Origin of the sequence: Halalkalibacter oceani, from assembly GCF_040544555.1 — a bacterium.
Lineage (GTDB): Bacteria > Bacillota > Bacilli > Bacillales > Bacillaceae_D > Halalkalibacter > Halalkalibacter oceani.
In genome coordinates, this window is the sequence record NZ_JBEPKD010000038.1 from 1 (window position 1) to 20,198 (window position 20,198).

Below are 20,198 nucleotides of genomic sequence, written 5' to 3' on the forward strand. Positions count from 1 at the left end.
ACCCTTGCTCTTGGCTAATGGTTGGCAACTGCCAGCCCCCATAGCGGACTTTCACCGCCTAGCTACGCGCCATGCGTGGCGCACTAAAAAAAGCCACTCCAACAGGCTCTGCCCGCTTGGAATGACCTTCTTATAAAAGATTAATGAATCTCTTCATAAATTAACGGCGGCCGTTTGACTTCTGCTTGAGAAATCGAATACGCCTGACGAACCATCGCAACGACTTCCTCGACATCCTGCTGATTGGCATGCAATGTCGCAATCGTCTCACCGCGCTTTACGTCGTCGCCGATTTTCTTTTCAAGTTCGATCCCGACGGCGAGATCAATCGTCGATTCCTTTGTCGCCCGACCTGCCCCAAGCAGCATCGCCGCGGTGCCGATTTTATCGGCGACAATTGCCGCGATCTTCCCATCCTGTTCAGCTTTGACAGGGATCTTCAGCTGGGCCTGCGGCAGCCTGGTTGGATCATCGACAACCGCCGGGTCGCCGCCCTGTGCTTCGATAAATGTCTTCAGCGTCTCAATTGCCTGGCCGTTCGCAATGACTTCGACCAGTTTTTCTCTCGCTTCTTCAACTGAATCAGCTTTATCGGCGAGATAGACCATATGGCTTCCAAGTGTCAGACAAAGCTCCACCAAATCAGCCGGCCCTTCGCCGCGCAGCATCTCAATCGCTTCCCTGATTTCAAGCGCATTTCCGACGGTGCGCCCCAACGGCTGGTTCATATCGGAAATGACGGCCATCGTATTGCGGCCGAGACTTTTTCCGATCGCCACCATCGCTTCGGCAAGCTCTTTCGCCTGGTCAAACTCTTTCATGAACGCCCCGGAACCGGTTTTGACATCAAGGACAATCGCATCGGCCCCTGAGGCAATCTTTTTGCTCATGATCGAGCTGGCGATCAACGGAATGGAGTTGACTGTTGCTGTCACATCACGCAGCGCGTACAGCTTTTTATCGGCCGGTGTTAAGTTCCCGGTCTGACCGACGACGGAGAGCTTGTTCTGATTGACCAGCTTCAGGAATTGACTTGTCTCCAGCTCGACACTGAATCCAGGAATCGCTTCGAGCTTATCAATTGTGCCGCCGGTGTGACCAAGTCCGCGCCCCGACATTTTTGCAACAGGAACACCGAGCGCGGCGACGAGCGGCGCTAAGGCAATCGTTGTTTTGTCGCCAACGCCGCCGGTCGAATGCTTGTCGACCTTGATGCCTTCAATCGACGATAAGTCAATTTGATCCCCTGATTCTACCATTGCCATCGTTAATTCAGCGCGCTCTTCTGTCGACATATCTTGAAAAAAGATCGCCATCGCCAACGCGGACATTTGATAATCAGGAATTTCTCCCTTCGTGTAGCCTTCTACAGCATAACGGATTTCAGCCTTTGTTAATTGATGGCCATCGCGTTTCTTTTCAATCAGGTCAACCATACGCATCAGGCTTCGCCTCCTTTTTGTCCGCCCACCTATGAAAGGGGTGCAGTTGCCACAAGTTCCTTAACTAATGTAATGAAAACAGGCTTTGTTCGGTTGGCGACAGCGACCACTTCCTCATGGGTGATCCCTTGAATTTCTTCCCCGATCGCCATATCGGTAATACACGAAATTCCGAGCACCTTCATTCCGGCATGACGAGCGACGATGACTTCAGGCACGGTTGACATCCCGACGACATCGCCGCCTACATTGCGGAGCATGACCAGTTCGGCCCCGCTCATATACGTCGGGCCGGTCACGCCTGCATAGACACCTTGCTGCAGTGAAATACCAAGCTTCTTCCCGGTTTCCAGAGCGAATTGCACGAGCTCGGGCGTGTAGGCATGGCTCATATCTGGAAAGCGCGGTCCAAGCTCTTCCTCATTCGGTCCGATTAACGGGTTCTCACCCGTCATATTCAAATGATCGGTAATGACCATCAAATCGCCGGGGGCGAATGCTTTGTTCATTCCGCCGCAGGCGTTCGTCACGAGAAGCAATTCGACGCCGATTTGCTTCATCACACGAACCGGAAAGGTTACCTCTTGCATGGAATAGCCTTCATAATAGTGAAAGCGGCCCTGCATCGCGACAACCGGCTTGCCTTGCAGGCTACCGATCACGAGCTGCCCGGCGTGACCTTCTACGGTCGAAACCGGGAAATGCGGAATATCGCCATAAGGAATCTTGACAGCATCCTCAATCTCATCGGCCAGTTCACCCAGGCCTGAGCCGAGAATCAGTCCGATCTTTGGAGTGGTCGTCAGTTTTTCATTCAAATACGCCGCCGATTCTTTTATTTTTGCAAGCAGTTGTTCCATGTTTGTTCCCCTCACTTGTTATATATTTTTGACAATCGCATTTACTAGGGCGAGAAAGTCTTCCTTCACGCGCTCGGTCGTCTCAATCACTTCCTCGTGATCCAATGGCTGTGGAAGAATGCCTGCGGCCATGTTGGAAATGCAAGAAATCCCGAGCACGTCCAATCCGGCATGGCGGGCGACGATGACTTCAGGCACGGTCGACATTCCGACTGCGTCGCCTCCAAGCTTGCGAATCATTTTCACTTCGGCCGGAGTTTCGTAGCACGGACCGGTATTGGCGACATAAACCCCTTCCTTAACAGAAATATGTAATTGGGCTGCCTGCTCTTTCGCCACCTGACGCAATGAAGGCGAGTAAGCGTTGGACATATCCGGAAAACGGACGCCGAAATCGGGATCATTCGGCCCAATGAGCGGATTTTGGCTCATATTATTGATATGATCTGTAATCAGCATTAAATCGCCCGCCTGAAACGATTCATTTACCCCTCCGGCGGCATTTGTCACGATAACGATGTTGACACCAAGCTCCTTCATGACACGGACTGGAAACGTCACCGTATCCATTGAATACCCTTCATAAAAATGAAAGCGGCCCTGCATCGCGACAACTTGCTTGCCTTGTAAGCTGCCGATCACGAGCTGCCCGGCATGACCAGCCACCGTCGATACAGGAAAATGAGGGATTTCCTTATATGGGATCGAGACCGGCTGTTCGATTTCCTCCGCCAACACGCCGAGTCCCGAGCCAAGAATAAGACCGATTGTCGGCTTTTCGCCGATCTTCCCATTAATATAATCCACTGCCTGCTGCACTGTCTGTTTCTCCATCTTTGTTTCCCCTCCCATTATAATTGTTGTAAAAAACTCGTACCGTGCTTTGGTAGAGGAACGCCGAAATTATCGGCAATTGTTGCTCCGACATCGGCAAACGTCTGTCTTGTTCCCAAATCATTGGCCGTCGTTTGCTTTTTATGATGCACAAGCAACGGGACGAGCTCGCGTGTATGATCCGTTCCCGGAAACGTCGGATCATTGCCGTGATCAGCTGTAATGATCAATAAGTCCTTCTCTGTTAAGGCGTCCATTACCTGCCTAAGCTGGCGGTCAAATTGCTCAAGCGCCTCGCCGTACCCGAGCGGATCGCGCCGATGACCGAACTTCGCGTCGAAATCAACTAAATTCAGGAAGCTGAGTCCGGTAAAAGGCTTTTTCAGCGTGTCGAGCAGCTTATTCATCCCATCCTCATTGGAGACGGTGCGGATCGATTCCGTAATCCCTTCGCCGTCATAAATATCGGATATTTTGCCAAGCGCAATCGAATCAAGGCCGCTCTCGACCAGCTCGTTCATTACCGTTTTTCCAAATGGCTTCAGCGCGTAATCATGCCGGTTCGGCGTCCGCTCCCATTTTCCATCCTCGCCGACAAACGGGCGGGCAATCACTCTGCCGACCATATAGGCGGGATCTAACGTCAGCTTTCTCGCCTTCTCGCAAATATCATACAATTCCGCAAGCGGGACAACGTCTTCATGTGCGGCAATTTGCAGAACGGAATCCGCCGATGTATAAACGATCAGCGCCCCTGTTTTAACATGCTCACGTCCAAGTTCCACAAGGATTTCCGTGCCCGAGGCGACTTTGTTGCCGATAATTTTCCGGCCAGTCTGCCGTTCAAGCTCCGCGATTAATTCCGGCGGGAACCCATTCGGAAACACTTGAAACGGCTCCGTTATATGGAGCCCCATTATCTCCCAATGGCCGGTCATCGTATCCTTTCCACTTGAAGCTTCCTGCATCAATCCGTAATGAGCAAGCGGATTCGCGACCTTTTCCACCCCTAAAACGGGACGAATATGAGCCAAGCCCAGCTTGGCCATATTTGGCATTTGCAGACCTTGCATTCGTTCTGCAATATGGCCGAGTGTATCCGACCCTTCATCGCCGAATTGTGCCGCATCCGGCGCTGCCCCGATGCCGACAGAATCGAGGACGATTAAAAAGATCCGTTCAAATTGAGCTTTCTTCATCAAACCTTCCTCCCTTTTCTTCCCTGTTACTATACCCCGTTCTCTCTATCTTAACGATTAAATCATAAGACGTCAGAAGTCTGACCTCTAATCTGGAAAAAGACTATGCCCTCGGATGATACTGGGCATAGACATCTCGCATTCTCACCTTCGTGACATGGGTATAAATTTGTGTCGTCGAAATATCAGCATGACCAAGCATTTCCTGCACGGCCCGAAGATCGGCGCCGTTTTCCAGCAAATGTGTTGCAAAGGAATGCCGTAACGTATGCGGCGTCAGTTCTTTTTCAATCCGGGCCTGGGCGGCAAGCTGCTTCAGCACCTTCCAGAAACCCTGGCGCGATAACGGTTTTCCATGATGATTAACGAAGAGTATTTCATGCCGTTGTTTCTTCATTAATACCGGCCTGCTCGCTTTCACATAATGCTCAATCGCCGCTGTCGCTTTCCGGCCAAGCGGGATGATCCGCTCTTTGTTCCCTTTGCCGATACAACGGACAAATCCCATTGTCAAATGCGTGTCGGAAAGCGTTAAGCTTAACAGCTCCGTCACCCGCATTCCGGTCGCGTAAAGCGCTTCAAGCAGAGCGCGATTTCGAATGGAAAAGGCGTCTCCTCCATGCGGCGCCTCCAGTAATGCTTCCACCTCGGCCAAAGACAGCACTTTCGGTAAACGCTTGCTCGCCTTGGGCAGCTCGACATGAGCAGACGGATCGCGCTCGGCAAGCCTTTCGCGTAACGCAAATTGGTGAAAAGCGCGAACCGCAGCCATCATTCGCGCCACTGTCGTTTCCGCTTTTCCTTGATCCTTTAAATAATATAAAAATTGCAGCACATGCTGCCGCTCAATTGAAGCGAGTGATTCGACCTGCTCAACCTGCTTTACATAAAGCTGATATTGTTTCAGATCACGCTGATAGGATTGAATCGTATTAAGGGCAAGTCCTCTTTCTACGCGAATATAATGGAGAAACTCCGCTATTTCCTGTTCCACCTGACATCGCTTCCTCTCACAAGGGCTATTCTCCTTCCTGGTAGAATAGCAGCAATCGTTCTATCCATGAAGAAGAGCCGTTGTCATTCTCCATGTGAAACACTTTGATTGCCTTTCCTTTCGGTTCATCGTATCGATGATAGCTTTCATATTCCTGACTCACCCATAGAATACCATAATAAAAGAGAAGTGTGCATCCCATAAATAAGAGAAATACTTTTAATGTTTGGATGACCGCCTGAAACCATGTTTTCATCGGGATACCCCCCAGCATTCTTCTTATTACAAGCTATGCCAAAAATGCTAAAGAATATACCTGACAGAAGAGCTTCCGCACCTGCAAAAAACGTCTTCTCTAAAAACCTTCCTCCCCACTCTCTCCTACATATAAACTTAGAGGCTGGCAAAAGGTAAAAAAACACCTTTTTGTCCAGCCTCTTCTCCACGATCATCTATGAAGTTGTTCTTTTTACTTCTCTTCATCCTTGCCGTGGCAGCGATGACAAATGCCATGAAAGGTAAGACGGTGGTCTTTAATTTTAAAGTTCCAGTCGCGCTCGACCACTTCTTCCACATCGCCGAGCAGATCCTCTTGAATTTCATCTACAGCTCCACACTCTATGCAAACCAAATGATGATGGAAGTGCGCAGCCCCTTCCTGACGCAAATCAAATCGTGAGACACCATCGCCAAAATTTATTTTATCTACAATCTTCAGCTCCGCCAGAAGCTCAAGCGTGCGATACACGGTAGCTAAGCCAATTTCCGGTGATTTCTCTTTCACGAGGAGGTAAACGTCTTCTGCACTTAAATGGTCTTCTTCATGCTCAAGCAGCACCCGTACAGTTGATTCCCGTTGCGGTGTAAGCTTGTAGCTCTGTGAATGCAAATGCTTCTTGATTCGTTCGAGTCGTTTCTCCATCGTACCAGCCTCCCCTCAAACCATTTTACCTCCTCTCATTATAATCATTCAAAAAAACAGTGTCAATTGATAATGATTATTGATTAAAAAGATAGAATTATTTTCATTTGATAATTACTATTATTAAGAGCTGATCACAAATCTCATTAATACCGGAGAAATATACGCTTCAAAGGCAGAAGCAAGCGTCACAATCCCACCGACGCTGAAAACGAGCAGTGAATATTTTAGAAATTGCGGCATTACCGGAATGTTGGCTTTCTTGACGAACTGCTGGCGTACCATTTTCAAGCAAAAGGAAATACTCGCCGTACCGACAATAATAAACGCCGGGACAAGGATGAAGTTTTGCGGCATAATCGAGACAAACGACAAGAAAAACCCGGACATCCCCATCTGATTGACGAGAAAACCGACAGTAAAGCCGACGACCACTCCTTTTAAAAACAAAAGAACTAAAATGACCGGCAACCCGATCATCGATAAGCCCAAAATCCACATCAGACCGAAATATTTCGCATAATGGACGAAGCTCTGGCTGAATATCGCCGCCGGTTCGGCCAAATCGCCCTGCTCAACTTGTCCAAAAAATTGGCTGACATACATATATAAATCGTGCTTTTGCGTCAGGCTCAAGCTATTGACGATAATCGCCCCAAATACAATGCCGATTAAAAAAAGCACGGTCGTAAATAAATAGATTGCCCGGTTCTCTGTTACATGGCCCGTTACAGCCTCCCGAATCCCCTGCCTTCTCATCTTTTTCCCTCCTCATGTACTCTTACTCCACTCTATGAATGGAAGGGAAAATCTATGACAAGTGTTCTATTCTATGATTCTCCGCACCTTGCCGTACGTCCCGCCTCCGCCGGCCTCCACCTCCAGCCCGTTCGCCCTCGCAGCAAGAATATTGTTTGCGATAGAAGACGGCACGACCGCTTGCAGTTCTTCCGCGGTAGCGCGGTGAATGATATTCATGTCCGTTCCAAAGGCAGCGCGCAGCTTTTCCAGCGTTTTCTTTCCGAGCTTTGGAATAAACTCCAGTGGAATTTGATGCACATAGGGCGGCCGTGAAGCAGGTCCGCCCTCACCCGATTTCAGCTCACGCAGGCGATCGGCCACTCCTTTAATCTGTTTGTGCGAGCCGCAGGCGGAACAAGCCGTCCCTGAAGCGGTCACCTCCCCGCAAACAGCGCACCTTGTTTGATAATATTTGCCGAGCAGCGGGTTCAAACCAAAATTGCTGACGATCATCCGCCCCTGCTCGTTTTTCAACGCCTGCTTAAATTCGCTGAAGCTCGGCTGCCCGAGTCGGATCATTTGATACTCTCGCGCCATCTTTTCAAGCGAATGGGCGTCGGAATTCGTCAAATAAGGATAGCGGTGCAGCTCTTCAATCTGATCGGCCATCGTCGTATCACTGCTTAAACCTAGCTCGATTGCATCGATTAAATCGGGATCAAAGATTTCCGCCAGACTCCGCTTCACCCCTTTTCCATAGACACTTTTAAAAGGAGTGAATACATGGGCCGGAATAAAAAGGCCGTCAAGCTCGCGCACTTTTTTTTGCACCGTCTTTGCCCGCTCATAAACCCGCTGTGAGCTAAGGCGCGGGTTTTTCATCCGTTGCGCGAGCCAGTCGCTGAGTTCGCGCATGCTTTCCAATGTCGGCATAAACAGGAGAACATGAACCGGTCCCTGGCCGGCTTCATCAGACAATTCAATTTCCGTGCCGGGAAACAGTGTCACCCGTGAAAATTGTAGCCCTCCGCCTGCAAGCGGATAAGCAGCCTGATGCTCGACCGCCTCCTCGATTTGCGTCAGCACCTCATCGACGTGACAATCGATCACACCGACGATATCAATTCCTTTCGTATCGCCAGCCATCCCGAGAATCCGTTCCAACGTCAAAGAGGGAGCAGCTGAAATTTTCACTGCTTCCCCCTTTCTCGTTCTTCCGATATGAATATGTAGATCAGCAATGTAATCATGCAGCATTTACGTTCGCCCTACTTCCTTAAGCTTCATATATTGCACAGCGAAGGCCGTCTTCGCGTCATAAATCGTTTGATCGCGGATCATTTGCTCCGCTTCTTCTAATGTAACCTCAAGAACATCGAGAAATTCATCAGCATCCAATGCCCCTTGCCCTTTTTCAAGATCAGCGCATTCATACAGGTGGATCAGCTCATCGGCAAAACCCGGTGATGTATAGAAGGAAATAAGATAATGAAGCTTTTCCGAGCGGTAACCGGTCTCTTCCTCCAGCTCTCTCCGCGCCGCTGCATCCGGCTCTTCCCCCCGTTCAAGCTTGCCTGCCGGTATTTCGACAATCACTTTATCTAGCGCTTTCCGGTATTGGCGGACGAGCACAAGCTTTCCTTCCTTTGTAATCGGAAGAATCGCCACCGCGCCGGGATGCTTAACGATCTCACGTTTGCTTTTTTTGCCATTTGGCAGCGTGACGTCGTCGACTTGTAAATCGATCACTTTTCCTTGATAGATCGGGGTTGTTTTTATCGTCTTTTCAAAAAGATGATCCACATTCTTTCCTCCTGTTCTTTTTCAGCGTCCTCTCTCATAGAAGTGTATCATACTTCTAAACAGAGAGGACGGACAGCCATGAACATTTATCTCCATCAGCGAGGTGTTGTGTTAACAGGAAAAGCGTGGGAAATCAAAGCAAAGCTCAAGGAGCTCCGCCACTCCTATTCAACAGTCGAAAGCTGGCTTCAATCGGTTGAAGGGACAAGCTCAAGACCGAAACGCACCGCTTCGGCGACGGCCAGAAAAAACGCCGGATCATCGGCAAAGCTGCGGCCCATCGTTTGAAGAGGGAGCTTCGCCGCTTTCAGCGCACGCAAAAAGGCAGACTGAGCCTGATTGCGTTCAGCGAAATGAATCTGATGGCTGCATTGAAAGCTGACTTCCTTCAGCTGCCTCTTAATCACTTGCCGATACTTGTCGTCAAGATAAGGAAAAGGCAGCACCACCTCTTTTAACGTAAACCGGCTTAGAGGAGTGAGCGTGTGGTGACTGAGGCCATAGTGACGCTCCCGCTTATCGGCAAAGGAGAGGCGCGGGACCCAGATCGGCATGCCACCGAGGGCGCTGACCGTGTTGGACCAATTCGCCTGAGCCATCCCGCTGAAGCCGTAGACAGTTCCTGTGCCGACGACACCGGGGCCGACCGAAATGACGATCATCTTGGCCTGCAGCACCATCTTGGCAAATTGCAAAGCGGAGGCGAGCGTAACAGCTTCATATTGCCCGCCGAACGCCTGACCGACCGTGATCGAGGAAAAAAACTCCTCACGGTGCAGTTCACGCAGCTGATCGCTGAGGGCAAGCGGCAGAGCCGCCTGATCATCAAAAATCACGCAGCAGCTGATTCCTTCTTGCAGTTCTTGGGCCATGTAGTACATTAACGGCACCATGCTGTGAAGCTCGGCCAGCCAGACGTGGGTGCCAGCTAACGAAAACGGCTCACAAAAGATATCATGGAAGTCACTTTGCTGCTCTTCAACGGTGAGCACACTATGCTGGACAGGGGTATAGCGCGCTTTCATAATATGACCTGCTTCCCCGCTTCCAGCTATCATCCCGTCATGATTCCCTGCCAGGCTGCGAACAATATCCCAGCCGCCCGTCCCAAGCTTGAGCGTTGTCGCCGTCGTATTGACCCATACTTGCTCTCCGGCCTTTACAGGTGGCGTAAAACGCTTAAATAAGATCGCGCGCCCCACTTCACTGTCTGTCGTCAACTTCTGAACCTCTTCATCCTCATACCATACAGCCAACACCGTTGCTTTCGTTTCTGTATACATATCTTCACGCCCAACTTCGTCACATTTTCTATTAGTGTACCCCGTTGAGGCAGAAATCATGACGGCGCTGCTCGCCACTATTGATCAAGCAAAGGCAAAATCAGCTCCTCCAGCCCTTCATATGTTACTTCGCCTGCAATTCGCTCTTCAATGACCCCGTCCCTGTTAATAATGTACGTTACCGGCAGTCCCGGAAGCTGATACTGATCATAAACGAATCCATCCTCATCGAAAAAGACCGGTAACGTAATGTTCATTTCTTCAATAAATTCAGCAGCATCCTGCAAAGTACGTTCTGTTTTTTGCATATTCACCGTTAGCACCGATAACCCTTGAGCGTGGTAATCATCCTGAAGCTGCATAAGGGCAGGCATTTCCTCCCGGCAAGGCTCGCACCACGAGGCCCATGTATTTAAGACGATCACATTTCCGAAATAATCATGAAGCTCCCCCACAGGCTGCTCATACATCGGCAATTGAAAATTTTCCGCCACCATTCCCGGACTGTTTCCGACTTCCTGTCTATCTCGAGACATGAAAAGATTGGCTATCAACAAGACTGCCACTACTACGACGACACCAGTTAGCTTTCGTTTCATTCTGGTCCTCCTACTCTGTTCTTTCCTCATTATAGAAAGAACCGTTTCTAGGGCGCAAGCATCAAAGATGAGGATACTTCTTTTCCATTAGGGAAAAGTTTGCTAGAATGAAACAGTTAAGGCGGATCAATAAATAACAGTTCAGCCGCTAAAGCCTGTTTCTCTGCGGCTTCGCTGTCTTTATTTATCCGTCCGATTTATGCTTTTGTTTTTCTACATGGTAGGAATGACTATTTTGTGAAAAAAGGACGGAGACACACATGTCAATCTTAGAAGCGTTAATCTTTGGCATTGTCCAAGGAATTACAGAATTTTTGCCCATTTCCAGTACAGCTCACATTGTTATCACCCAGATTCTGCTCGGTTACTCATTTCCCGGACTCGGGTTCGAAATTTTTCTTCATTTAGCATCGATTTTAGCCGTTGTCATTTACTTTAGAGCCGATCTGCTGACGATTATAAAAGGGTTCTTCGGATACATAACGAGCCGTTCCGCCGAATACCGGACTTCTTTTTATTTCGCTCTTTATATTATCGTTGCCACCTTTATTACAGGGGTGCTCGGCCTCGTGCTTGAAAATGCGATCAGAGATGTCTTTAAAACGCCGCCGTTTATTGCTGCCGCGCTGGCCGTCACAGGACTTTTCCTGATCATCATTGAACGGTTCGCACGGCTTGGAAACCGGACGGAAAAAGAAATGACCTTTGTCGATGCTGTGATTGTCGGTCTCGGTCAGACAATCTCCGTCATGCCGGGAGTCTCCCGCTCTGGCGCAACCTTGATTACGGCTTTGTTCATCGGCTTAAACAAGGACACCGCCGTTCGTTATTCATTCCTTTTGTCGATCCCGGTCATCCTTGGCTCCACCGTGCTGGCGATCGGTGATTTTATGGAAGGCTCTATCATCGCCGAGGTCGGGGTCGGTCCTTTAGTGATTGCTTTCCTCGCTACGTTTGTTTTTTCCTGGCTCGGCATCGTCTGGTTAATTGATTTCTTGAAAAAGAGCAAGCTGATCTACTTTGCGCTTTACTGCTTCGCCGCTGCGATTTTTGTCTATTTTTATCTCGACAACAGCTTCATCATTGATTTATAGGAGAGACTAGGTTATAAATCTCGAACAAACCATAGCGAATGAAATAGACTCCGCTTCCCGCAGAAAGCGGAGTCTATTTCAGGAACAGTGGATATACACCCACTTTCATTTGTTCTGTTCAGTCATGTAGTTGACCTACTTTCTCTTCTCATTTACTTCTTAATATCAAGCCAAAAACAACGTAAGATTTTCTCACATCGTTAAAAACGTAAATGAGATGTATGTTACACTGATAGAAAAGGTTTTAAGGGTGATCAATGAATGGGGAAGTGGGTATCCGTAGCAGAAAAGCGTCAATTTCTTAAATGGTTCCTCGCACAGCAGCAATTAAAACGAAAAGAGGCGGGGCGGGTACTGGAACACCTCTTGCAGCATTATCATTTGCTTGAGCAAGTCATCTTTACTGAAGAAATCCGCAGCCGTGAACGGACCATTGTCGTTTCGTCCATCCAGTCCGAGGAGACGGGGTTTGCTTTTTACTTATATCGTAAAAAAATCGATGATCCGGCCCGCGCCATCGGAGAGCTCCAGGCGAATCCGGCCGATCCAGTCTACGTCATCCTCCACTTTCATGGCAAAGCGCAAAATCAGCAATATTTACAAATGCTGGACTCCGAGTCAAGAGAATACATTAAACATTATAAGCAATTCCGAGCATATAAAAAGGAAGCCGGCTCATTGATTGAGGCCGTACTGATCGAAACAGAAAAAAACACCCTGTTAAAGCAAATCGATGAAGCGCTCGATCATAAGGATGAGCAGCGCTTCAAACTGCTGGTCAAGCAGCTGCAGGAGTTGGACGCCCAAACTTCCTGACTTAGCAGATCGTAAATTCCGGCTCAAACAACCCTCAAGAAAGTGCGCGAAGCCTGTCTGGCTCGCGCACTCCCTGCCAAGAGTTCGCATCACATCTCCGAGACGAGCAAGAAGCTTGAGGAAAAGCCTCAAGCTCAAAGCCACTGCACTATTTTCGTTCCACTCTATGTTAGTTCAGCGCATCAAGCGCCTCAACAATCGGCGTGTCTCCATTTAGAATTTCAAATGTTTTGTGAATCGTCTGCTCGCGCTCGACCACATTGGCGAGAACAATCGCGACATCCTCTCTCGTGATCGTATTATCCCGAACTTTAATTTCCGGTTCCAGTTTGATTTTTCCCTGAGCGGGATCATTTGTTAAACTGCCCGGCCGCACGATCGTATAATCAAGCCCGGAACGTTTCAAATGGTCGTCAGCCAGCTTTTTCGCCACTAAATAGTGGCGAATCCGGTCGCTTTTATCAGGATCAACGGTCCCCATCGAACTTAGCATAACAAAGCGCTTGATCCCGTGCTTTTCCGCCTCGTCAATTGTTTTGATCGCTCCCCAGAGATCGATCAAAATCGTTTTGTCCGCACCGGTATGACCGCCCGAACCGGCTGCAAAAATAACGGCATCAACGCCGGCAAACGCCGCGCTGATATCCCCTTCCAAATCGGCGACGACCGTTCTTGCTGCGCCGAGCTTCAACAGCTCCTCGGCCTGCTCTTCCTTTCTGATCATTGCTACGGGCGAATGACCAAGCTCCTTAAGCTTTGACAGCAAATGCCGGGCCACCTGTCCATTTGCTCCAACGACTAAAATGTCCATACTGTGATCCTCTCCTTTCGCTCATTAGATTTCCCTTCTCCCCTATACGGTAAACAACTTCAGTCCGCATGGTCAATCAAAAAGCTCGCAAATAAAAATGGAGCTGAGACAAAAGGTTGTTGTTTTCTACCTTTTGCCCAGCTCCTTTCCTAACAACGCTAGGATACTTTCGCTTTGCTGCGCATGAACTTCTCTTTTCTTTTTTTCATTGCTTTTGTAATATAACCGCCTTTGAAGTTGCGCGGTTCGTACGAGACGATGAAGGCACTCGGTTCATACTTGCTGACAATTTCAATAAATTCCTTCTCACGATCCCGCCTTGCCGTACAATCCAAACGGTAGCGTCTCGCTTCATTCATTCCTTCCACTTCTGCGGTTGAAACGCTAAAGCCTACCTCACGCAACCGGTTTGTCAGGTCTTCGTTTTTTTGCATAATATTTACTTCTATCGTTACATAGCCGATTGCCAGCTTCTGTTCAATAATTTGTCCAATATATACACCAATCCCAAAACCTAATGCATAGGAGATCATATTCATATAATTCGATAAATCACTAAAGACAATGCCAAGCGCGACAACGTAAATAATCCCTTCAAGCATGCCCATCGCCGCCGCTTTTTCCTTCATTCCCTTTACCATCATAATCGTACGCAAAGTCAACACCGGGACAAAAAGCAACTGGGCAACAAAAATAATCAACGCCTGCAACATATTTGATCACCTACTTTCAAAACTTAACAACTACCGTAGTGTAACAGGAAATATTGCGATAAGCCAGCCTCTTTTTTTTACTTTTTCTGGATTGCTACATTTCTGTTACAATCAGCCACTCGACCTGCAAATCTATCCATTTATGGTAAAATAGCAGAGAAGCAAATCATGCGAACGAACTGCAAGGAGTATCGCCACTATGCATAGTGTAAAAGAACGGTTTCTTTCATTTGCAAAAGACTTTCTCGGTTTTCTCTTACTTATCCTCTTCCTCATTTTATTTTTCACGATTGAATCCTTCAAAAACGAACAAGCCGGCTTTACAGTCCCGGATACATGGTTGCAAGTCAATACGATCTTCCTCAGTATTGTTCTTGAGGCGATTCCTTTTATTTTACTTGGTGTTTTCGTTTCTGCCCTGATTCAAATTTATGTCAAAGAAAGCTGGATGCAGCGGTTTTTGCCGCAAAATGCGTATGCTGCCCTTTTACCTGCTGCTATTTTAGGAACGATCTTTCCGATTTGTGAATGTGCAATCGTCCCGATTGTCCGCCGGCTGATCAAAAAAGGCATGCCTCTCCATGTCGGCGTCGTCTTCCTTGTCGCTGCGCCGATCCTTAACCCGGTTGTCGCTGCTTCAACTTTCTTTGCCTTTCGGACCGACCTTACCGTGTTATATGCGCGGATGGGACTGGCTTTCATCCTTTCTATCATAATTGGGGCGATCCTGTACATAGTCTTTAAGAACAAACATCATTTAAAGAGAACAAAGCATGACCTTACTCACGAGCATGTCGAAGTGATAGGGAATTCGCACGGCTCTGTAACACGCTGGAAGCAAACGTTCTATCATGCCGCCGATGAATTTTTCTTAATGGGGAAATATTTAATTCTCGGCGCTTTCGTCGCGGCTCTCTTTCAAACATTTCTGGATCGCAGCTTCCTCCAGACAATTGGCGGAAATGAGTGGTCCTCCACAGCGGTGATGATGGCATTCGCTTATTTGCTTTCCCTTTGTTCGGAGGCCGATGCGTTTGTCGCCTCGTCCTTTTCCAACATGTTTACGACAGGCTCAATCGTTGCATTTCTCGTCTACGGTCCGATGATTGATTTAAAAAATACGATCATGCTGTTCGCTTTCTTCTCGGCTCGTTTTGTGATCGGCTTCATCCTGACTGTTACGGTAACCGTCTTTCTCGCTGTGATGGCACTTCAGCTTGGCGGGATTATTTAGATAAGGGGGATCATGGAAATGAACAAGCATACCGACCTCGGTTTTCATGCCTATATACGCGGGATTATTTTAATTGGCTTTGCGCTGTTGATGCTCGCTTTTATCATCACCGGCAACATCCGTTATTATATTGCTCCGACGATGATGCCTTTTACATACTTTGCCACCGTTGTCTTTCTGTTGCTCGGTGTCGTCCAAATTATTCGAAGCACCGCGAAAAATCAAGAGGAGGAGCATGATTGCGAGTGCGGCGCCGACCACAGCATGCCGGGATCACCAGCCGGAAAGCTGCTCGTATATTCGATTTTTATCGTTCCCATTATTCTCGGATTTGTGCTGCCAGACAAAGTATTGGACAGCTCGGTTGCAGCTAATCGCGGAATTCAGTATGGCTCCGGAATCCTTACGGAACAGTCCTCTGCTCCTTCACCGGCTCAGCCGGCCGCCACAAATACCGCCAGGGCGGAAGCATTTTTAGCGGATCCTGACGGCTACTATGAGCAGCTCGAAGCGGGCAGCACAGAAGCTGACGAGTTCGATGCCCGCGATTATTATGTGGAGGAAGGCTTCAAGCAATATTATGAGGATTTGGCCGAAGAGTTTCATCAAGCAGAAACGGTCATTGTCACAGAGGAAAACTATCTCGATGTGATGACGATCCTCGATCTTCAGCTTCAGCGCTTTGTCGGTCATACGATCGAGATCACAGGTTTTGTCTATCGCGAGCCTGATTTTGCTGATCATCAGTTTGTCGTCGCCCGCTTCGGCATGACATGCTGTGTCGCCGACGCCGCTGTTTACGGCACAATGGTTCACACGGACGATGCAAGCCAGTTTGCAAATGATACATGGGTCACACTGCGCGGCGTCCTCAATCAAACCGAATATAACGGCTACCCGATGCCGCTCGTTCAGTTAAAGGAGATTGAAGTGATCGAAGAGCCGGAAAACCCCTATGTCTTTCCACGCTTCAGCTTCTAAAAGACGGTGACGCCACCACCAGGAAAAGAGCTGTAAGGCAAAAAACACTTTTTTGTCGCAGCTCCACTACAGGAAAAAGAGGATGTCCAAAACCACGGCTGGTTGGACATCCTCTTTTCGTTATTCGATAATCGTGACCGTAACAGTTCTGCGGCCGAACGAAAGGGCTTCTTCCTTTGTCGGCACATGGAGATCGATTTTATTTCCTTTAATCGCCCCGCCTGTATCACCGGCGATTGCTTCTCCGTAGCCTTCAACGTAAACGCGGGTTCCGAGTGGAATAACGTCCGGATCAACAGCAATCACTTTTTGCTGCCGATTTTCATGCAAATTAATTCCCGTAGCGGTCATCCCTGAACAGCCTTGACAATCGGCTGTGTAAGCAGTCGCTTCCATTTCGAAAACCGTCGCGCCTTCGTCAGTTGCCGCCGGCTCGGTCGCGGCTGCCTGAACGAGTGGTTCAATCTCCGCTTCCTGCGCTGCCTGTTCTACCTTTGCCAGTTTGGCATAGGTTTGCGGGCCGGCGATCCCATCCTTGGCAATTTGCTGTGAAGCTTGGAAGGCTTCCACTGCCTGCTTCGTCAACGGGCCAAAAATTCCGTCAGCTTCTATTTGATCATAGCCCCATTCTTGAAGCAGCTTTTGCAATTCTTCAACAAGAGCGCCTTGATCCCCTTTGCTTAACATGAGCAATGCGCCTAATGTGTGTGGACCGGCAATGCCGTCTGCCGGTAAATCGGCTTGTTCCTGGAAGCGTTTGACGGCTTCTTCTGTATCAGCATCATATTTATCCGTGATTGCCAGTGATTCGATTCCGGCTTGTACAGCAAGTAATTGTTGCAAAATCCCAACTTCGTGATGCTCGATTCCCCGTTCAAATTCGGTAGTCGTCAGCTGAACTGCTTCCTCGGCTTCTGACAGAGCCGGTTGTGTGAAAAAGAGGACTCCTGCGGCTGCAATTGGTAATCCGATGCGACGTATAAATCGTGATGGTCGATCCGGTTTCAAATAAAAAACCTCCTTATGTAAATGTCTCACCGAATGCAACGATATCAGCCAAGCCTCGGGGAAGCAATGCTTTCCGACCTGTTTTAACGAAAACGAAATCGCTTTGTAAACCACATAACCAAATGTAAACCGCCTGTTACGAAATTGAAATGATGAAGGGAGACAATGAGTGGAGTTGCCACGATTTGGTAAAGCTGTTGTGAGCAGATTTCTCATAAGGCTTATGGCGAGTGACGCCTGCGCGCGTACCAGATTACAAGCCGCCTCTTTTCCGCCACCAAAAAAAACGAGGCTGAGAGAAAAGGGTGTGTTTTCACCTTTATCTCAAGCCTCTAAGCAATGAGCAAGCCGTCACGAGCTTTCTGTATTGTGACGGATGGAGCCTCTGCGCCCCTGTCATTTTTTCTCGTAAGTCCGCTTTTATCTTATCACTGCATCCGCTTACATTTTGATCGTAGAATCTGCTTCTTCTTCAAAGATCGAACGCCATCCTTCAAGCGCCAGGAAGATACAGAGAACAAATAAGACGAAGGCTGAACCGAACAGCAGCCAGTTGCTTGCTACAAAATTGTTGTACATCAATACACCGAGGGCGGCAACCGTCACTAAAAACATAAATACCATCGGGATGACGACATAGAAATTACGGGCGCCTGTCTTCTTAAGCCAAACAGCGACAGCCAGCAAGGCAAGGGCACCGAGCATCTGATTGGCCGATCCGAATAATGGCCAAACCTGCTCCCATGTGCCAGTTAAAGCAAGAGCAGCAGCACCGATCAATCCTGTCACTGTTGCAACATGACTGTTTTGAAAAGCTTGCGGCGCCCGGTTTTCAGTAATTTCCTGAACCGCGTAGCGCATTAAACGCGTCGCAGAGTCAAGCGTCGTTAGCAGAAAAGCCGAAGCCGTTAATGCTGTAAATGTGACCGCAACGGATTCTGAGATTCCCCAGAACGACATAAAATAACCGATGCCTGCCGCGAATGTTCCAATCGGCCCGCCTAAAGCTTCTAAGCGTGCGGCAAAATCAGCCTGGGTTAAATACGCGACAGAGCCGATCGCGATGATGGCAAGAAATGCTTCAAGCAGCATCCCGCCATAGGCAATAAATTTCCCATTCCGCTCATTATCAAGCTGCTTCGCTGTCGTCCCTGATGAAACAAGCGAATGGAAGCCCGAGATCGCCCCGCAGGCAATCGTGATAAAAAGAATCGGAAACAGGAAGCCCATCGTTTCATGATTAAAGCCAGTATAAGCCGGCATCTGAATTGTCGGGGCTGCAATTAATATTCCGACAGTCGCACCGATGATCATTCCATATAACAAGAAAGCGTTTAAATAATCACGCGGCTGAAGCAGCAGCCAGACTGGCATGACGGAAGCCACGTACGCATAGCCGAGCAAGATCAGCGACCATGTCGTCGCGCTTAAATGCAACGGAAATGAAATGCCGACCCAAATCGCAATCAGCATCGCCACGACACCTAAAACGCTGCTGACGACAAAATTCATCCGCAATTGGTTAACTAAAAATCCGAAAATAATAGCAATTCCGATGAATAACATCGATGCTGTCGCCGCTTCCGGTACGGACACAAATGTATTCGCCACCAAAATCATGAAAACACCGACGATCAGGATCAGGGTCGCAATCGAAAAGGTGAGAAACAGCACTTGCCCTCTGCCACCCATATATTCCTTAATAATGGTACCAATCGACTGTGCTTTATGACGAATGGAAGCCTGAAGCGAGGTATAATCGTGGACACCGCCAATGAATATACTTCCGACAATAATCCAGATAACAGCGGGTAACCAGCCAAAGACAACGGCCGCAATCGGACCGGTTATCGGCCCTCCTCCGGCAATGGTTGCGAAATGGTGACCTAAAAGCACCGGTTTTTTCGCCGGTACGTATTCCACGCCATCATTGACGGTCATCGCTGGTGTCTCGCGCCCCGGATCGACTTTCAGCTCGCGCTCAAGAAATCTTCCATAAATTCGATAAGCGAATAGAAGAATAACGCCGGAAATCAATAATAAAACTAAAAAGTTCATGACTTCGCTTCCTCCTTTGTTAAGGCATTTTCAAACCCTTTAACAAACTCTCTCCCTTTTTTGTGCACAAACACATTTTTCTCTTGTAAACTCACGACGGCCATATAGCGATCAGCCCAACCATGCCAGCCATATTTCAAAAATTTGATTTTACGCGCCCGCTGTATCTCCTTCTGTACCTTCTTGTCAACCGGACCATCTACGACAATGACCCCGAGGAAATAAGTCGACATATGCTCCTGTTTTTTCGGTACAAAAGAAGGAATATGTTTATCTATTTCAGCGGCAAATCGCCTGACTTCGGCCACGCTGAGAGCTTGCTCCGCCTTCCTGACGAACACATATTGTTGATTTTCCACGCTCCATACTTTGATCGATTTCGTCATCAAGTATTTTTCATCCCGCCGTTTAAATTCAGCATAAAAAGCGAGTGGAAGCTCTCCAATTTTTTCATCGCGGTAGACATTAAACTGCATTGTGTACTGGTTCGCCATCGTATTCAAATATTTGTCTACACCGGTTTGTGCCATCTTCTTACCACCTCAGCTACACTTTTGTTCTCATTCCCCCTCTCACAGCGCCGACTATCTCCCCCTTTAGAAGTTTATTCCTGCTACTGGATAATTAGTAGGAATATTCAATCAATTTAAAACTCTTCTAAATTATACATTATTTCAGAAAAAAATCTAATCAGTCTAAAGACCTATATAATTGAATCAATTTCATAAAGCCTAGTTCACGATTGTTAGACGACCCCCATTTCGCTTTTAGTGTTTTTAAAAAATTAATTACGCGGCTTGACTAGT

At 48.2% G+C, this 20,198-nt stretch carries 22 protein-coding genes; 5 read left to right on the forward strand and 17 right to left on the reverse strand.

Translation table 11 applies throughout. The features are described from left to right. Nucleotides 1-140 precede the first annotated feature (140 nt). From ABMB67_RS22100 to ABMB67_RS22145, 10 genes are all read right to left on the reverse strand, one after another. On the reverse strand, nt 141-1,442 hold the full coding sequence (locus tag ABMB67_RS22100) for a pyrimidine-nucleoside phosphorylase (protein WP_354573335.1): 1,302 nt from the start codon (nt 1,440-1,442) through the stop codon (nt 141-143). A 29-nt stretch (nt 1,443-1,471) separates the two neighbouring features. Continuing rightward, complete coding sequence (locus ABMB67_RS22105) at nt 1,472-2,302, reverse strand: purine-nucleoside phosphorylase (RefSeq protein ID WP_251223605.1); 831 nt, start codon at nt 2,300-2,302, stop codon at nt 1,472-1,474. 18 nt (nt 2,303-2,320) lie between these two features. After that, nucleotides 2,321-3,136, reverse strand: a complete 816-nt coding sequence (locus ABMB67_RS22110; protein ID WP_354573336.1) for a purine-nucleoside phosphorylase — start codon at nt 3,134-3,136, stop codon at nt 2,321-2,323. A 17-nt stretch (nt 3,137-3,153) separates the two neighbouring features. Next, a complete protein-coding gene (gene deoB / locus ABMB67_RS22115) occupies nt 3,154-4,335 on the reverse strand; it encodes a phosphopentomutase (RefSeq protein ID WP_354573337.1) in 1,182 nt (393 codons plus the stop codon). A gap of 103 nt (nt 4,336-4,438) precedes the next feature. Beyond that, nucleotides 4,439-5,329 (reverse strand): site-specific tyrosine recombinase XerD, encoded by an 891-nt coding sequence (xerD, locus tag ABMB67_RS22120; protein WP_251223608.1) that lies wholly within the window; start codon nt 5,327-5,329, stop codon nt 4,439-4,441. 25 nt (nt 5,330-5,354) lie between these two features. Beyond that, nucleotides 5,355-5,585 (reverse strand): YqzK family protein, encoded by a 231-nt coding sequence (locus ABMB67_RS22125; protein ID WP_354573338.1) that lies wholly within the window; start codon nt 5,583-5,585, stop codon nt 5,355-5,357. A 213-nt stretch (nt 5,586-5,798) separates the two neighbouring features. Continuing rightward, the gene (fur, locus tag ABMB67_RS22130; protein WP_251223610.1) at nt 5,799-6,251 is read right to left on the reverse strand and encodes a ferric iron uptake transcriptional regulator; all 453 of its coding nucleotides are present in this window, start codon (nt 6,249-6,251) and stop codon (nt 5,799-5,801) included. A gap of 123 nt (nt 6,252-6,374) precedes the next feature. Then, a complete protein-coding gene (spoIIM, locus tag ABMB67_RS22135) occupies nt 6,375-7,010 on the reverse strand; it encodes a stage II sporulation protein M (protein ID WP_251223611.1) in 636 nt (211 codons plus the stop codon). 66 nt (nt 7,011-7,076) lie between these two features. Beyond that, nucleotides 7,077-8,249: an endonuclease Q family protein gene (locus ABMB67_RS22140; RefSeq protein WP_354573339.1), complete on the reverse strand. Its 1,173-nt coding sequence runs from the start codon at nt 8,247-8,249 to the stop codon at nt 7,077-7,079. Continuing rightward, the gene (locus ABMB67_RS22145) at nt 8,250-8,795 is read right to left on the reverse strand and encodes an NUDIX hydrolase (RefSeq protein WP_251223613.1); all 546 of its coding nucleotides are present in this window, start codon (nt 8,793-8,795) and stop codon (nt 8,250-8,252) included. A gap of 78 nt (nt 8,796-8,873) precedes the next feature. On the opposite strand from ABMB67_RS22145, the gene mciZ reads away from it, so the two are divergent. Then, on the forward strand, nt 8,874-9,083 hold the full coding sequence (mciZ, locus tag ABMB67_RS22150; RefSeq protein WP_251223614.1) for a Z-ring formation inhibitor MciZ: 210 nt from the start codon (nt 8,874-8,876) through the stop codon (nt 9,081-9,083). Here the strand turns inward: mciZ and ABMB67_RS22155 are convergent. Then, nucleotides 8,984-10,078, reverse strand: coding sequence for a DUF3866 family protein (locus tag ABMB67_RS22155; protein WP_354573340.1), 1,095 nt, complete (start codon nt 10,076-10,078; stop codon nt 8,984-8,986). The genes mciZ and ABMB67_RS22155 overlap by 100 nt on opposite strands. Before the next feature lie 77 nt (nt 10,079-10,155). Beyond that, nucleotides 10,156-10,677 carry a TlpA disulfide reductase family protein gene (locus tag ABMB67_RS22160; RefSeq protein WP_251223616.1) on the reverse strand — a complete coding sequence of 174 codons (522 nt, stop codon included), beginning with the start codon at nt 10,675-10,677 and terminating at the stop codon, nt 10,156-10,158. A 260-nt stretch (nt 10,678-10,937) separates the two neighbouring features. On the opposite strand from ABMB67_RS22160, the gene ABMB67_RS22165 reads away from it, so the two are divergent. After that, nucleotides 10,938-11,771 carry an undecaprenyl-diphosphate phosphatase gene (locus ABMB67_RS22165; RefSeq protein WP_354573341.1) on the forward strand — a complete coding sequence of 278 codons (834 nt, stop codon included), beginning with the start codon at nt 10,938-10,940 and terminating at the stop codon, nt 11,769-11,771. 261 nt (nt 11,772-12,032) lie between these two features. Further along, complete coding sequence (locus ABMB67_RS22170) at nt 12,033-12,587, forward strand: YpiB family protein (RefSeq protein ID WP_251223618.1); 555 nt, start codon at nt 12,033-12,035, stop codon at nt 12,585-12,587. A gap of 169 nt (nt 12,588-12,756) precedes the next feature. On the opposite strand, the gene ABMB67_RS22175 is transcribed toward ABMB67_RS22170, so the two are convergent. Next, entirely contained in the window at nt 12,757-13,398 is a 642-nt protein-coding gene (locus tag ABMB67_RS22175; protein WP_251223619.1) for an SDR family oxidoreductase, read from the reverse strand. 158 nt (nt 13,399-13,556) lie between these two features. Further along, nucleotides 13,557-14,111, reverse strand: coding sequence for a DUF2179 domain-containing protein (locus ABMB67_RS22180; protein WP_251223620.1), 555 nt, complete (start codon nt 14,109-14,111; stop codon nt 13,557-13,559). Between the two features lie 199 nt (nt 14,112-14,310). On the opposite strand from ABMB67_RS22180, the gene ABMB67_RS22185 reads away from it, so the two are divergent. Both ABMB67_RS22185 and ABMB67_RS22190 read left to right on the forward strand, forming a co-directional pair. Beyond that, complete coding sequence (locus ABMB67_RS22185) at nt 14,311-15,345, forward strand: permease (RefSeq protein ID WP_251223621.1); 1,035 nt, start codon at nt 14,311-14,313, stop codon at nt 15,343-15,345. Nucleotides 15,346-15,363: 18 nt separating this feature from the next. Beyond that, complete coding sequence (locus ABMB67_RS22190) at nt 15,364-16,326, forward strand: TIGR03943 family putative permease subunit (RefSeq protein ID WP_251223622.1); 963 nt, start codon at nt 15,364-15,366, stop codon at nt 16,324-16,326. Between the two features lie 120 nt (nt 16,327-16,446). Here the strand turns inward: ABMB67_RS22190 and ABMB67_RS22195 are convergent, their stop codons facing one another. From ABMB67_RS22195 to ABMB67_RS22205, 3 genes are all read right to left on the reverse strand, one after another. Beyond that, nucleotides 16,447-17,334, reverse strand: coding sequence for a peptidoglycan-binding protein (locus ABMB67_RS22195; protein ID WP_354573342.1), 888 nt, complete (start codon nt 17,332-17,334; stop codon nt 16,447-16,449). A 441-nt stretch (nt 17,335-17,775) separates the two neighbouring features. Next, complete coding sequence (locus tag ABMB67_RS22200; RefSeq protein WP_354573343.1) at nt 17,776-19,392, reverse strand: carbon starvation CstA family protein; 1,617 nt, start codon at nt 19,390-19,392, stop codon at nt 17,776-17,778. After that, a complete protein-coding gene (locus ABMB67_RS22205) occupies nt 19,389-19,922 on the reverse strand; it encodes a DUF8052 family protein (protein ID WP_251223624.1) in 534 nt (177 codons plus the stop codon). Before ABMB67_RS22205 ends, ABMB67_RS22200 begins: the two co-directional genes overlap by 4 nt. Nucleotides 19,923-20,198 lie beyond the last annotated feature (276 nt).